This window comes from Oceanospirillum multiglobuliferum (assembly GCF_900167095.1).
Lineage (GTDB): Bacteria > Pseudomonadota > Gammaproteobacteria > Pseudomonadales > Halomonadaceae > Oceanospirillum > Oceanospirillum multiglobuliferum.
In genome coordinates, this window is sequence record NZ_FUXG01000002.1 from 92,648 (window position 1) to 107,487 (window position 14,840).

The following is a 14,840-nucleotide window of genomic DNA, read 5'->3' on the forward strand; positions in this document are numbered from 1 at the left end:
TAGCAGCTCCGTGAGTATTTCCACAGAGCTATTTTTTGAAAATGCTTTATATCGAATGCTTATCGACGCTTACCGCTGCGTCGGTTGCCTTTCTTTGCCGTAGCCGTCTTACTGAAAGGCGCTGGTTTTTCTGCTGGTGCGTGAAATAGTAGGTAAAGATCAACCAGCAGCTCTTGTAACTGTTCTGCAAGGCGGTTAACAGTGTCTAAATCAGAGACTAAATCATCTAGTTCTTCATCAGGGAATAAACAGGAGATCGCCATAAAAGGCAGTAACAGCTCCGCAACCTCTTGCTCATTGTCGCTAAACCAAGTCTCTTCGCGCAGCATTACCGCTTCCATAAAGCCGGCACACCACGCGCTGACATCGCTGTCGTCTAAAGGCTCTTCTTCGTCAATCATCGGCTCAAAGGGCAGCTCAATGGTTTGACCTCGATAGAGTGCTGTGCGAGTTTCCGCCAACATCGCCTCTAACCAAGTGATAACCTGCTGTTCAGAAAGGCTTTCATCAAACTTTGGTATACCGTTAAACACAACAGGTAACCACTCTTGAGTGGGTACTTCTTCAGGGCAAATGGCTAACGCAATCATGAAACCATGCAACCCGATAATATCAAGGGCTTCTGGATCTACTAGGTCAGACTCCAAGTATGTGTAGAGCTGGTCTAGAGCATCTTCTGCAATCACAGGTACTGGGATTGATTCTTCCGTCATGGGTGCCTCGTTATGCGATAAGCAAGTAATAAAATCGGTGCAAAGCACTATTGTAGCGACAACAGGGGGAACACGGCAGCCCTGAAGCTAGATCTTGTGTAAAATCGAAAACTTTAATTTTAATGGAGGTTGATAGTGCCTGCGACTTTGCCATTGTTTTCACAAGAATTGTCTATCCCTAAGTGTATTAATCCTCGTGATCCTGCTGAGGCTGCAATAGCTTTGCGCTATGTCATGATGTTCTGGTTAGCCAAGGCAGAACAGCATTTATTGAAAAACTTTCCAATGCCGGAGCTTGACCTTAGCTTACGTGGTCGTTGTGCAGGGCAAGCTTATCTACAAGTTTGGCGAGTGCGTTTTAATTTGCAGTTATTAAGTGAAAACTATGAACACTTTATGCTGAATGTAGTACCTCATGAGCTTGCTCATCTTATTGCTTTTCGAGAGTTTGGACGTCGAATCCGGCCTCATGGTAAAGAGTGGACTTGGGTGATGGAGCAGGTGTTAGGTGTGCCAGCTAAAACAACTCATCAATACGACGTAAGTAAAAGCGCTAATCAACAATACACTTATCGTTGTGGCTGTGTTGAAAGAGAGCATCACCTTACAATTCGTCGCCATAATAAGGTTGCTCAAGGCGTTAGTTATTTATGCAAATATTGTCGACAGTCTTTAGTATTCGCTTATAAAAAATCTTTATGACTTAGTTTTTATTTTTATAACGCTTATCCATAGGTATAAGGCTGGACTGTATAAATATGACCCGAAAGTCTAATGGGGAAATATTGTGCGTATGCGAGATATGAAAACTGAACCTGTCTGATTGGTCATAAACTCATCTTTGATTTGTAAGTTATTGATTTTAAAGGGTAAATTACTGCTACCAAGGTCTAATGTTTTCTATCGCTTCTGACCAGTATAACTTTGCATCGAATATGTGCTCTGGGTGAGGTTATTTTTAAAACCTCAGCATCATAAAAATAAAGCGCCCAGGGTTTTTTTCCCTCAAAGGCACAGAGGCAAAATAGATGAGCGAACAACAAAAAGTGTATCCGGTACAGGCTGAATTTTCGGCAAAAGCTCTGATTAACAAAGAGCAATATCAGGCGATGTACGATCAGTCAGTTCAAGACCCGGAAGGTTTTTGGAGTGAGCAAGGCAAGCGCATTGACTGGATCAAACCTTATTCAAAAGTAAAGAATGTAAGCTTTGATAACCATAATGTTGATATCAAATGGTTTGAAAACGGCACGTTAAACGCGAGCGCCAACTGTCTTGATCGTCACCTAGAAACCCGTGGCGACCAAGTGGCGATTATTTGGGAAGGTGATAACCCAGAGCAAGACGAAAAAATCACTTATCGTGACCTATATACCCGTGTATGTAAGTTTTCGAATGCTTTAAAAGAGCAAGGTGTACGTAAAGGCGATGTAGTGACTATCTACATGCCAATGATTCCTGAGGCTGCAGTTGCCATCTTGGCTTGCGCACGTATTGGTGCTGTGCACTCTGTTGTGTTTGGTGGTTTCTCTCCAGATGCAATTGCAGGCCGTATTGTAAACTCTGATTCTCGTATTGTGATCACTGCAGACCAAGGTCGTCGTGGTGGTAAAGCTGTTCCTCTAAAAGAGAACGTAGACGAAGCACTGACTCATCCAGATGTTAAGACGGTTGAGCGTGTGATTGTGGTTAAGTGCACAGGCGGTGATATCGCATGGCATGATCACCGTGATGTTTGGTTCCATGAGATTACAGAGCCTGCTTCTGACGTATGTGCGCCAGAAGAGATGAAAGCAGAAGACCCACTGTTTATTCTGTACACATCAGGTTCAACTGGTGCGCCAAAAGGTCTGAAGCACACCACAGGTGGTTATATGGTATATGCGTCTATGACGCATCAGTATGTATTTGACTACCAAGAAGGTGATATTTACTGGTGTACTGCTGACGTAGGCTGGATTACTGGCCACAGCTACATCATTTACGGACCATTGGCGAATGGCGCGACCACGCTGATGTTTGAAGGTGTGCCTTCATACCCAACGCATAGCCGATTCGGTGATGTGGTTGATAAGCACCAAGTTAACATTCTGTACACTGCACCTACCGCAGTACGTGCGTTGATGGCGCAAGGCAATGACGTGATGGGTAACACCAAGCGTGATTCTCTGCGTCTGTTAGGTTCTGTAGGTGAGCCAATCAACCCAGAAGCTTGGGAGTGGTACCACAAGAATATCGGTAACGGTCAGTGTCCAATCGTAGATACTTGGTGGCAGACTGAAACTGGCGGTATTTTGATCACACCACTGCCAGGTGCAACTGATCTGAAGCCGGGTTCAGCAACACTTCCGTTCTTTGGTGTTCAGCCAGCATTGGTTGATGCAGAAGGTAAAGAGCTAGAGGGCGCCACTGAAGGTAACCTGATTCTGAAAGACAGCTGGCCGGGTCAGGCGCGCTCTATCTGGGGTGATCATGAGCGCTTTGTTCAGACTTACTTCAGCACTTACCTAGGCTCTTACTTCACAGGCGACGGTGCACGTCGTGATGAAGACGGCTACTACTGGATTACAGGTCGTGTGGATGACGTGATCAACGTGTCAGGTCACCGCATGGGCACTGCCGAAATCGAAAGTGCGATGGTTGCACATAAAGATGTAGCAGAAGCTGCTGTAGTGGGTTATCCACATGACATTAAAGGTCAGGGCATCTATATCTACCTGACGCTAAATGAAGGTGTGGAGGCAAGTGATGATCTGCGTAAAGAACTGGTGAAATGGGTTCGTAAAGAGATTGGCCCAATTGCAACACCAGATCTAATTCAGTTCTCTTCAGGCTTGCCAAAAACTCGTTCGGGTAAAATCATGCGTCGTATTCTGCGCAAGATTGCGGCAAATGAGTGCGATGGTCTAGGTGATACTTCAACATTGGCAGATCCATCTGTGGTGGATAGCCTGATTGATGAGCGTCTGAACCGCTAATCGGTGAGGTCGGATTAAAAGAACTCCTGTGTGCTTGTCACATGGGAGTTTTTTTTTGTAGTCAAAGCAGGCAAATAAAACTTCGATAGGGTACTATTGATCGAAAGAAGAATAGCCAAAAAATTATAATATTAGCAGGGAGTTGGAGGAGATTAATGGCACTAGCCCAGAAGATCATTATTGCTGACGATCACCCTTTGTTTCGTGCAGCGTTACAACAGGCGGTAAAACAGGTGGTTCCAGAGGCTCAGATCGTTGAAGCCGACTCTATGGAAGCCGTACAGATAGCATCAGCTAATCACCCCGATGCAGACCTGATTTTACTTGACTTACATATGCCCGGTGCACACGGTTTTTCCGGATTAGTGTTCCTGCGCGGCCAATGTCCAGGCATACCTGTGATTGTGGTCTCAGGTTCTGAAGAGCCATTGGTGATTCGGCGAGCCATCGACTTTGGCTCCTCTGGTTTTATCCCGAAGTCCTCTTCCCTTGACACCATTGCAACTGCAATTGGTGAGGTGCTGGAAGGTGCTGTTTGGTTACCACCAGAAATTGCAGATAACCTAAGTGATATTAGCGAAGAAGAAGCTAAATTTGCTGAGGCGCTCTCTACTCTAACACCACAACAATTCCGTGTTTTAAATATGCTCATCGAAGGTTTGCTTAACAAACAAATCGCTTATGAGCTGAATGTATCTGAAGCGACGATTAAAGCGCACGTGACTGCAATTTTACGTAAGCTAGGTGTACACAGTCGTACTCAAGCTGTAATTGCAGCTAAACAGCTTGAAATTGAACCGCCTAAAGTGGGCGAATAACCTTATTTAAAGGTTATGTATATGAAAAAACCTGATGCTTATCAGGTTTTTTTGTGCCTGTTGATTAAGTAAAAAGAGTCATCATAATAAAACACAATATGCTTAGCTGTGTTTCACTTTATGGCTCTTTAGCACGCGTGTTGCCATTGCCCGTAAAGGGGCAGGTTTGAGAGGTTTATGCAGCAAGGTATAACCTTCGCTTTTAATAGATTCGGCTACCTCTTCTGTTCGGTCTGCTGTGATTAGAATAGCGGGTAAAGGCTCATCGAATAGTTCATTCAATGCTGACAGCGCCATCATGCCCGTTACGTCATTATCTAAATGATAATCTGCTAACACTATATCTGGTCGACCACTGTTGCGTATGACTGATTTGGCACCACCGATGGTTGTAGCTTTGCTAACGCGGCATTGCCAATTGCTGAGCATTGCCTCCATACCCTCTAGAATTAATGGTTCATTATCAATACATAGCACATGCAATCCAGCTAGCGGATTATTACGCTGACTGGCCAAGCCTTGCACGCTATCTTGGGTTATCTCAGGCTTCAGGTCCGCACTATCGCCTAGTGCAACTTCAACGCTAAATACTGTCCCTTGCCCTGGCCAAGAGCGCACTTTGATTGGGTGGTTGAGTACTCGCCCCATACGGTCAGCAATAGACAAGCCTAGGCCAAGCCCTTTCTCGCTCTCTTTATTATGGCGTTCAGGATGATCCAGTCGTTTAAACTCTTGGAAAATTTCAGAGAGTTTTTCTGCCGGAATACCAGGGCCTGTATCCCATACCTCAATACGTATTGCATTTTTCATACGTCGGCAGCCCAGCAAAATTTTCCCATGTTGTGTATAGCGTGCAGCATTGGATAGAAAATTTTGGATGATTCGACGTAGCATCTGGGCATCGCTTTTGACAACAGATGCTGTTTTGACTGAATCAAAGTGTAACCCTCGATTACTGGCCATTACGCCAAACTCAGCAGCTAATGGTTTGAGAATAGTATCTAGTCGGAAAGTACTAATATTGGGCAACAATGCCCCCGCATCAAGTTTGGAGATATCAAGCAGAGTGCTGAGTAGTTCTTCGGCTGCTTTAAGTGAACCGTCAATATTTTTGATCATACGGTACTGATCCGCATTGTCATTTTTAACTTGATGCGCCAGAGCCGACGTGAATAAGCGAGCGGCATTTAATGGTTGTAGTAAATCATGTGAAGCTGCTGCTAAGAACCTTGTTTTAGAAGCGTTGGCTAGCTCTGCTACCTGCTTGGCTTGCATTAGATCTTGGTTTAGATCAGAAAGCTCTTGGGTGCGATCTTTGACACGCTCTTCAAGTGTTTCATTGGTTTCTTTTAGGGCGATCTCTGCTTTACGACGCTCGGTAATATCTTGATATAGTGCAAAGAAGCCTAAAATCTCATTTTTATCATTACGGTGAGGTGTGTAGGTGACTAAACCATAACGCACTTGCTTTTGATTGGTACTGTGTTCTAGCTCGAAAACAGCGCGCTGACCTTGCAGTACTATGTCGATATAAGGTTTTCTGGCCTCATATTGACTGAGCGTCAATACCTTATACATAGGTTGACCAATAATAGCATTACGGTCTACATGCATTGCCTCTTCATAGGCCTTGTTAGTAAATAAATAGCGTAGTTCAATATCAAAATAGGCAATTAAGGCGGGTACATTATCAGTATAAATACGGATGTTGTTTTCGCTCTGTATTAGGGCTTCTTCTGTTTGCTTTTGTTGAGTAATATCTTGATAAGTATAAACAAAACCACCGCCAGGCATAGGGTTGCCTTGTACATCTAGAACAGTGCCATCACGGCGGTAACGGATATAGCGATGAGGCTCGCCTTGACGAATATTATCCAATAATTGCTGTACTTGTTCCTCCGGATTCCCTAAACCATACTCTCCTGTCTGAGCATTAAATCGGAAAATATTTTCTATAGGCTCGCCTACTCGGATCATATTGTCGGGAAAATTAAATAGATCTAAATAATGCTGGTTCCAAACCACAAGTCTTAAATTATGATCCACCACGGATATACCTTGGCTAATATTTTCTATGGTGGCTTGTAATAGTGCTCTGTTGAACTCGAGTACTTGAGAGGCTTCATCAACAATTGAGATTACATCGCTGATTTGAATTTCTTTACCTTGTAATGCTGAGTTCGTCACGATTCGTGCTGAAGATGCACCTAGAACACCAGCTAAAAGGCGCTCTGTAAACTGGATGACCTCAATGCTGGCACGGTCATCAGGTTTGAAGCTGGTTTGGTTTTGACGTGAAAAATAATCTGCAAAAGCTTTATCTACAGATTCGGGACCTAAAAAACGTTCACACAACGCCATTAAGTCTCCAACTGAGGTAGAGCCTAACCAAGGGCGAGCCGTTTTAGTATTGCGAGTGTCGATACTATCAATAAAAGCAGAAGCTTGAATACGATCAATGACCCTTTGCTTGGTAAGATTAGAGACAGCCACATAGAAAAAGAGGTTGAAACCCAAACTGAACAAAACGCCATGAGTCAAATAATCTAACTGAACACCAAATAAAGCATCAGGCTTCAGCCAGTAAATATTAAATGGGCCTTCAGCCACAATGTAAGGGTCTACCCACCCCGCATTGCCAATACTTGGGAGCAATAGGGAATATGCCCAAATAATAAAGCCTACACTCATACCCGCTAGAGCACCGTAACGGTTGCCGCGCTTCCAATACATACCGCCGATTAATGCTGGCCCAAATTGTGCGACAGCAGCAAAGGAAAGTAATCCTGTTGCTGCCAGTGAGTTGAACTCAGCCAATACTTGGTAGCTCAGATACGCTAGCGCCAGAATGCAAATAATAGTAATGCGTCGAATATGTAATACCATCTGCCCGAAGTCATGATGAGAAGTATTACCACTCCAACGAAACTTCAGTAACAAGGGAATAACGATGTCGTTTGACACCATGATACTAATGGCGATAGTTGCCAGAATGACCATGCTAGTTGCAGCGGAAAAGCCACCAAGAAAGGCTAATAAAGTTAAAACACTTTCCTGAGCCGCCATTGGTAATGTCAGTACGAAGGTATCGGGTTCAACAGTGCCATCTGGGAAAATTAATAAGCCAGCGGCAGCAATAGGCAGGACAAAGAATGAAATTGCAAATAGATAGCTCGGAAAAACCCAACGAGCAGTTCTAGAATCATCAACATGAGTGTTTTCAACCACTGCCATATGAAATTGTCTGGGTAAACAAAGTATTGCCAGCATGGCCAAAATTGTTTGAGCAATAAAACCGTTGTTTATAGGGTCTGTGCTCAGCTCTTTTTCAATTTCTAAGTAGTAGCGGGCATGAGTCAATAAATCATTAAAACCATTAAACATGCCGTAAGTGATATACGCCCCAACAGTCATAAATGCGATAAGTTTCACTATTGACTCAAATGCAATAGCTAGTACCAAACCTTGATGGTGTTCAGTTGCATCAATGTGTCGAGTACCAAAAAATATTGCAAATATAGCCATCATGATCGCTACGTAAAAAGCAGTATCAGTAAACAGACTGACAGATTTTTGCACCATTGGGTCTGGGTATGTGGTAATGACGTTATAGGACATCGCAACGGCTTTAAGTTGTAGTGCGATATAAGGTAATGTGCCGACTAGGGCGATCAGTGTGACTAATACGGCAAGCCCCTGTGTTTTGCCATAGCGAGAAGCAATAAAGTCGGCTATAGAAGTAATATTTTGTTTTTTACTGACTCTAATAATTTTACGAATAAGCCCTGAAAAAACGAGATACATAATAATAGGGCCGAGAAAGATACTTAAGTAAATCCAGCTACTGTGTGTAGCCTGTCCAACAGTACCGTAAAAACTCCATGATGTGCAGTAAACCGCCAGCGCTAGACTATAAATATAGGGGTGCTTTTTTTGATGTGACGACACCTGTTTTTTGGCTCTATTGTCACCCCACCATGCGATTGAAAACAGGACTGCAATGTAGACCAGAGAAATGGCAACGAGCACCCAACCTTGGAACATAAATGTAAATTCCTGAATTAAATCAAAAAAGATTCCTCATTGTCTTCCACTAACTCAATAGCATCAAGGCTAAAGATGCGAAAATAAGTACCTGACTGTCTAGTCAAAAGGTCAAAGACGCAAAAAAATAGGCTTAATCAATTTTTCCTTTAATTCTTTGATTTTATTGATTTTTTATTGGGTTTTAAGGTCTGCATAAAAAATGCTGCTCTGCATTTAAGACTAAAGTAATGGTTTTAATAGAGGTGGGCTTTGTTAAATTCAACCTGTGGTCATCCATGCAGTAGATGCAGTAAATAACAACAAATTAGGGTAGATCCATGAAAGAAGAACAAGCAATAGCTTACTGGAAAGAAAATATCGGCCTGATTCTCCGTTATCTGGCGATCTGGTTCGTTGTTTCTTATGGTTGCGGCATTTTATTTGTCGACGCCTTAAACAGCATACATCTCTTTGGTTTCAAACTAGGTTTCTGGTTTGCACAGCAAGGTTCGATTTATGTGTTCTTATTACTTCTAGTTCTTTATGCACGCAGTATGTCGGCATTAGACCAGAAGTATGATGTACACGAATAAATTGTACTGTGTGTTGATAACAATAATAAGTCTAAAATAATAGAGGAAGTGCTTAATTATGAGCCTTGACGTCTTAACCTACCTTTTTGTAGGGGCATCCTTTGCACTCTACATTGGTATCGCTATCTGGGCTCGCGCCGGCTCTACAAAAGAGTTCTACGTCGCGGGTGGTGGTGTAAATCCAGTAGCAAACGGTATGGCTACCGCTGCTGACTGGATGTCTGCTGCATCGTTCATCTCTCTAGCTGGTATTGTTTCATTTGCTGGCTATGATGCATCTGGCTTCTTGATGGGCTGGACTGGTGGTTATGTAATGTTGGCGATGCTGCTGGCACCATACCTACGTAAGTTCGGTAAGTTCACGGTACCTGATTTCATCGGTGACCGTTATTACTCAAGCACTGCACGTACAATTGCGGTGATCTGTGTAATCTTCATCTCTTTCACCTATATCGCAGGTCAAATGCGTGGTACTGGTATCGTGTTCTCACGTTTCCTACACGTAGATATTGATACTGGTGTATTGATCGGTATGGTAATTGTATTCTTCTACGCTGTTATGGGTGGTATGAAGGGTATTACTTACACTCAGGTTGCTCAGTACTGTGTATTGATTTTTGCATACACTGTTCCTGCAGTTTTCCTTGTAATGAACATCACTGGTCACATTCTGCCACAAACTGGTTTGGGTGCGACGGTGCTAGACTCTGTTAACCCTGCATGGGCTGACAAGCCTGTACTAGTGGTGCTAGATGAAGTAGTACGTGATCTTGGTTTCCATGAGTATACCACTGGTACTAAGACCACTATTGATATGTTCTTCATTACTGCTGCTCTAATGGCAGGTACTGCAGGTCTTCCTCACGTAATCGTACGTTTCTTCACAGTACCAACTGTAAAAGATGCGCGTTCTTCTGCTGGTTGGGCACTGCTGTTCATCGCAATTCTGTACACTGCGGTTCCTGCAGTAGGTGCAGTAGGTCGTCTGAATCTGATTAACACTATTAACGGTGTTGATGGTCAAGGTACACCATATGCTCAAATGCCAAAGTGGTTCAAAAACTGGGAGACCTCTGGTCTGCTAGCATGGTATGACCACAATGGTGACGGAAAAGTACAGTATGCAGCGGGTAGCGCATTCAAAGGCAAGCCAGCTTTTGATGGTGAAAACCGTGGTGAAGAACTAAAGCAGCGTCTTGTAACAAACCCAAGCAGCGGTGAGTTCGACGCAAGCAAGCAGCCATTCGCTAACGAAGTATTCGTAGACCGTGACATCATGGTTCTTGCGAACCCTGAGATTGCGGCACTACCAGACTGGGTTATCGCTTTAGTAGCAGCGGGTGCGGTTGCTGCGGCACTGTCAACTGCGGCTGGTCTTCTGTTGGTAATCTCTACAGCAATCTCTCACGACTTGCTGAAGAAAACTCTGAAGCCTGATATTGGTGAGAAGCAAGAGCTGTTGGCTGCACGTCTGGCGTCTGTTGCTGCGATCTGTGTAGCAGGTTACTTTGGTCTGAATCCACCAGGATATGTGGCGGCGATTGTTGCACTGGCCTTCGGTCTAGCAGCGGCATCGTTCTTCCCAGCGATTCTGATGGGTATCTTCTCTAAGCGTATGAACAAAGAGGGTGCGATTGCAGGTATGGTTGTGGGTCTAACTACAACTATGGCTTACATTGTGTACTTTAAGTTCATGGGCGGTACTAAAGATCAGTGGTTCCTAGGTATCTCTGCAGAAGGTTTTGGTACTGTAGGTATGTTGCTGAACTTTGCGGTAGCATTTGTTGTGTCTAACATGACTCCACCACCACCAGCTGAAATTCAAGCAATCGTGGAAGATATTCGTATCCCACGTGGTGCAGGTGTGGCTCAAGACCACTAATGTAGTACTGAGTGTCGGCGGGATGCCGACACTCAACCTTCCTTCGTTCCTATCCCCAAAAAGGAATTCCGCAATGCCGACCTCTTTCAACACTGAACATGCTCCCTTTAATCTTTTGACTGAGAACCAGAAAAAACTCTTGAGAGATAGCCTTGATATAGGATATTTCGATAAAAAAGAGGTGATTCTGGAGGCAGGTCAACCTTCAGATTATGTGTATGTAATATTGAAAGGTGATGTGGCAGAAACCGATGACCACTTCAGTGGAAACTTTGAGGAGGAGGATGAAGGTTTTGTTGCCCATTATGATAATGAAGAGCTTTTCGGGGCGATCACTATCATAAATGGCAGCAGTCGACATACTTTTACAGCGCTTGAGGAAACGATCAGTTATCTAATTCCTAAGGCGACCTTTCTGACTCTAATTGAACAGAATGAAGACTTCTCTGCTTTCTTTAAGCGAACTTTGGCAGAAAAAACGCGACACCTTTTGAGCCGACAATCAGACTCTGATTATGACTCATCCACATTTATGTTGGCGCAAATTGACGAAACTTGTATGCGTCAACCCTTGGTGCTTGCTTCGGGCTCAACAATAAAAGAAGCGACTCAAGCTTTAAAAGATCATCATGCTGACAGCCTGTTAGTCGACCGTGATGGCCAATATGGCATGATCACCAAAACAGATTTACTTGATGCGGTTGTACTGAAAGGTTTGACCTTAGGTAGCAATATCGCAGACTTGGCGCACTACAAACTGTTAACCGTAGCGCCGGGTGACTTTTTATTTAATGCACTGGTTCTGATGACGCGCCATAAAATTGAGCGAGTCGTTGTGCAGGATGAACAACAGAGGCTACATGGAGTTGTTGAGCTGGTTGATGTTTTAAGTTTCTTCTCTAACCAGTCGCACGTTATTGGTTTACAGATTGAGAAAGCCAGTAATTTGAAAGAATTGGCCAGAGCGGCCAATGGGTTAAATGACCTAGTACGCTCTCTGGTGTCTCATGGTGTGAAAATTAACTTTGCGATGGATCTTCTAGCCGCTTTGAATGCGCGGATTATTGGCAAAGTGTTCGACTTCCTAATTCCCGAAGAAGTGCGGCATAAAGTGTGTATGTTGGTACTGGGTAGTGAGGGGCGTGGTGAGCAGGTTTTAAAAACAGATCAAGATAATGCCATTATTTTAAGTGATGATTTAGTGTGGCCTGACCGCCAAAAGGTGTTACAGCAAATCACAGACACCTTAGTATCTTTTGGTTACCCCCTATGTCCCGGCAATATTATGGTTTCTAACCCAATGTGGGTATTGACTGAAACACAGTGGAAGCATCAGTTGGTTGAGTGGGCTAATACGACCAATGGTGAGGCGCAGATGAATCTAGCGATTTTTGCGGATGCCCATGTGATTGCAGGTGATCGTGGCATGTTCAAAAAGGTGCGTGATTTTATGTTTGCGCACTTGGCGGGTAATGATGTGTTTTATTCTTACTTTGCTTCTCCGATTATGCGCTTTAGTACACCACTCACAATGTTTGGCAGTATCAAAGACTCGAGTAAAGGGATTGATATTAAGAAAGGTGGCATTTTCCCAATTGTGCACGGTATCAGAACAATGGCACTGGAAAATCGCATTAAAGCGACGAATACCTTTGATCGTATCAATGCACTAGTCGAGAAAAAGGTGTTAAAAAAGAGCTTTGCAGAAAACTTAAGTGAAGCTTTGGGACTTTTTGTTTCATTACGTTTGAAACAACAGCTCAAGACCCTTGCAGAAGGGTCAGAAGCAGAGGATGCTAATCATATCTTTATTTCCGATATGACGAAGCTGGACAAAGAGTTTTTCAGAGATGCACTTCATGTAGTAAAAGATTTTAAATCGAGACTATCTAATCGTTATCGACTGGAGAGGTGAGCTATATGGTCCTTAAAACAATAAGAACAGTTGCGGATCGCTGGCAGCACGGTAAAGGTGAATATGGGCATATTTTTGAGCCTTATGTTGGCGATGAATGTATTGCTCTAGATCTTGAAACGACAAGCTTAGACCCAGAGTCAGCTGATATTCTTTCAATAGGTGCAGTAAAGGTTCGTGGCAAAAAAGTGGTGACAAGTGAACGCTTGGACATCAAATTACAAAAGCCTGAGACCTTAACTGCAGAGTCAATAAAGATTCATAAAATCCGAGGAATTGATCTTCACGGTGGTGAGGCTCTTGGCGATGCATTGGTCGAGTTACTTAATTTTATAGGTAATAGGCCTATCATGGGGTACTACATAGATTTTGATATTGCTGTACTAAATCGCCACATTCGACCGCGTTATGGGTTCAGCCTACCCAATAAAGTGATTGAACTTTCTCACCTGTATCAACAAAAAGTACAGCGTGCTAACCCCGAGTTACAGCCAGATTTACACTTTGAAAAAATTGCTGAAAAATTAAGTGTACCCATTATGGGGCGTCATACTGCTGTAGGGGATGCGATTACCACCGCTTTGATGTATGTTCGTACCATGCAAGGAAATATTCCCCTGTAAAACAATAAGGTACGAGAGCAGATGGTAATTCTTGAACATATCATTTTGATTATTGGTGTATTAACGTACATCGCAAGTGTTGTGATGTACGTTAAGCGAAGTGGTGATTATAAGTCCCTGATCTATTTTTGGTCAGCTAAGATGGTGCTGATTCCTATTGAGTTTAAAGTGCGTCGGGCTGGGATCCTGATTATGGTGATAGGGATTGGTATTCGAATCTATAACCAACTGTTTGCTTGATCTACCCTTGAGGAGGCATTGCCTCCTCTCTTTTTTCACCCACTCCCCCTTCAACACATCACTTTCGCTTGAGGCCTTTTGGCGGGTATTTGCAAATCAGAAAGATCAGGGCCTAAGGGCACAATACGACTAGGGTTGATTTGCCCATGACTGTAGTAATAGTGAGTTTTAATCTGGTCAAACTGTACGGTCTGGGCGATATCCCTAAACTGATAAATACTTTTGGTATAGTCCCATAAATTCGGATAGTCACAGAGTTGCTTTTGATTGCACTTAAAGTGGCCGAAGTAAACCGCATCAAACCGAATCAATGTGGTAAATAGTCGGATATCAGCCTCTGTTAAGTAGTTTCCTGTTAAGTAGGCATGGTGGCTCAAATGCTGTTCAAGTTGGTCGAGCATGGAAAACAGTGTCTGACAGGCCTCTTCATAAGCACTTTGACTGGTGGCGAAGCCGCAGCGATAGACGCCATTGTTAATAGCGTGATAAATCTGCTGATTCCATTGCTCAATCTCTTCTTGTAACGCTGCGGGATAGTAGTCTTCGTGGTTTTCAGTTAGTGCATTAAAGCATCGATTAAACTGCCGAATGATCTCAGAGGATTCATTGTTTACGATACAGTGTTGCTGCGTGTCCCATAGCACAGGTACGGTGACTCGTCCGCTGTACAGTGGATCATGCTGTGTATAAAGCTGATGGTGGTAGTGATAGCCGTAATGAGGCTCAGGAGGGTTGTAAACCCAGCCATGCTCTAGCATTTCAGGAATGACACTGGTCACCCCTATTAGTGGCTCTAACCCTTTTAGGTGACGCATAATCAGCGTTCTATGAGCCCAAGGGCATGCATAGGAAACGTAAAGGTGGTAGCGATGAGGTTCTACTGGAAACGAGACTGTTCCCAGTGCATCATGAAATTGTGCTGACTCTCGTATAAAGCGACCACTGCTTTTGCTGGTATCATACCATTGGTCTTGCCACTGCCCTTCAACAAGTAATCCCATAAACACCTCTGCCGACTCAATTAATAGTCTTTAGCCTAACCTATTTAACAG

General features: G+C 43.6%; 11 protein-coding genes. 8 read left to right on the forward strand and 3 right to left on the reverse strand.

Translation table 11 applies throughout. From position 1 onward, the window contains the following. Positions 1-59: 59 nt before the first annotated feature. Positions 60-713 (reverse strand): YecA/YgfB family protein, encoded by a 654-nt coding sequence (locus B5D26_RS01800; protein WP_078743983.1) that lies wholly within the window; start codon positions 711-713, stop codon positions 60-62. Positions 714-848: 135 nt separating this feature from the next. Here B5D26_RS01800 and B5D26_RS01805 point away from each other — a divergent pair, with 135 nt between their 5' ends. The 3 genes from B5D26_RS01805 to B5D26_RS01815 all read left to right on the forward strand — a co-directional run bounded on the left by B5D26_RS01805 (position 849) and on the right by B5D26_RS01815 (position 4,509). Further along, positions 849-1,415, forward strand: coding sequence for a SprT family zinc-dependent metalloprotease (locus B5D26_RS01805; protein WP_200810604.1), 567 nt, complete (start codon positions 849-851; stop codon positions 1,413-1,415). A 326-nt stretch (positions 1,416-1,741) separates the two neighbouring features. Then, entirely contained in the window at positions 1,742-3,691 is a 1,950-nt protein-coding gene (gene acs / locus B5D26_RS01810) for an acetate--CoA ligase (protein ID WP_078743984.1), read from the forward strand. A 155-nt stretch (positions 3,692-3,846) separates the two neighbouring features. Then, positions 3,847-4,509: a LuxR C-terminal-related transcriptional regulator gene (locus B5D26_RS01815; protein WP_078743985.1), complete on the forward strand. Its 663-nt coding sequence runs from the start codon at positions 3,847-3,849 to the stop codon at positions 4,507-4,509. Positions 4,510-4,611: 102 nt separating this feature from the next. On the opposite strand, the gene B5D26_RS01820 is transcribed toward B5D26_RS01815, so the two are convergent. After that, positions 4,612-8,553 (reverse strand): hybrid sensor histidine kinase/response regulator, encoded by a 3,942-nt coding sequence (locus tag B5D26_RS01820; RefSeq protein ID WP_078743986.1) that lies wholly within the window; start codon positions 8,551-8,553, stop codon positions 4,612-4,614. 320 nt (positions 8,554-8,873) lie between these two features. Here B5D26_RS01820 and B5D26_RS01825 point away from each other — a divergent pair, with 320 nt between their 5' ends. The 5 genes from B5D26_RS01825 (at position 8,874) to B5D26_RS01845 (ending at position 13,788) form a co-directional block, all read left to right on the forward strand. Continuing rightward, the gene (locus B5D26_RS01825) at positions 8,874-9,128 is read left to right on the forward strand and encodes a DUF4212 domain-containing protein (protein WP_078743987.1); all 255 of its coding nucleotides are present in this window, start codon (positions 8,874-8,876) and stop codon (positions 9,126-9,128) included. 58 nt (positions 9,129-9,186) lie between these two features. Continuing rightward, a complete protein-coding gene (locus B5D26_RS01830) occupies positions 9,187-11,010 on the forward strand; it encodes a sodium:solute symporter family protein (protein WP_078743988.1) in 1,824 nt (607 codons plus the stop codon). A 73-nt stretch (positions 11,011-11,083) separates the two neighbouring features. Beyond that, a complete protein-coding gene (locus tag B5D26_RS01835) occupies positions 11,084-12,925 on the forward strand; it encodes a putative nucleotidyltransferase substrate binding domain-containing protein (protein ID WP_078743989.1) in 1,842 nt (613 codons plus the stop codon). A 5-nt stretch (positions 12,926-12,930) separates the two neighbouring features. Beyond that, a complete protein-coding gene (locus B5D26_RS01840) occupies positions 12,931-13,548 on the forward strand; it encodes a 3'-5' exonuclease (protein WP_078743990.1) in 618 nt (205 codons plus the stop codon). Between the two features lie 21 nt (positions 13,549-13,569). Continuing rightward, positions 13,570-13,788 carry a hypothetical protein gene (locus tag B5D26_RS01845; protein WP_078743991.1) on the forward strand — a complete coding sequence of 73 codons (219 nt, stop codon included), beginning with the start codon at positions 13,570-13,572 and terminating at the stop codon, positions 13,786-13,788. Positions 13,789-13,838: 50 nt separating this feature from the next. Here B5D26_RS01845 and B5D26_RS01850 read toward each other — a convergent pair whose 3' ends face one another. Continuing rightward, on the reverse strand, positions 13,839-14,789 hold the full coding sequence (locus B5D26_RS01850; RefSeq protein WP_078743992.1) for a glutathione S-transferase family protein: 951 nt from the start codon (positions 14,787-14,789) through the stop codon (positions 13,839-13,841). Positions 14,790-14,840 lie beyond the last annotated feature (51 nt).

What these genes read in the sequence shown, in the direction of transcription:
- B5D26_RS01850 (WP_078743992.1), bottom strand. Translation starts at nt 14,789, where the DNA reads ATGGGATTACTTGTTGAAGGGCAGTGGCAAGACCAATGGTATGATACC.
- B5D26_RS01835 (WP_078743989.1), top strand. Translation starts at nt 11,084, where the DNA reads ATGCCGACCTCTTTCAACACTGAACATGCTCCCTTTAATCTTTTGACT.
- acs (WP_078743984.1), top strand. Translation starts at nt 1,742, where the DNA reads ATGAGCGAACAACAAAAAGTGTATCCGGTACAGGCTGAATTTTCGGCA.
- B5D26_RS01815 (WP_078743985.1), top strand. Translation starts at nt 3,847, where the DNA reads ATGGCACTAGCCCAGAAGATCATTATTGCTGACGATCACCCTTTGTTT.
- B5D26_RS01840 (WP_078743990.1), top strand. Translation starts at nt 12,931, where the DNA reads ATGGTCCTTAAAACAATAAGAACAGTTGCGGATCGCTGGCAGCACGGT.
- B5D26_RS01800 (WP_078743983.1), bottom strand. Translation starts at nt 713, where the DNA reads ATGACGGAAGAATCAATCCCAGTACCTGTGATTGCAGAAGATGCTCTA.
- B5D26_RS01830 (WP_078743988.1), top strand. Translation starts at nt 9,187, where the DNA reads ATGAGCCTTGACGTCTTAACCTACCTTTTTGTAGGGGCATCCTTTGCA.
- B5D26_RS01825 (WP_078743987.1), top strand. Translation starts at nt 8,874, where the DNA reads ATGAAAGAAGAACAAGCAATAGCTTACTGGAAAGAAAATATCGGCCTG.
- B5D26_RS01820 (WP_078743986.1), bottom strand. Translation starts at nt 8,553, where the DNA reads ATGTTCCAAGGTTGGGTGCTCGTTGCCATTTCTCTGGTCTACATTGCA.
- B5D26_RS01845 (WP_078743991.1), top strand. Translation starts at nt 13,570, where the DNA reads ATGGTAATTCTTGAACATATCATTTTGATTATTGGTGTATTAACGTAC.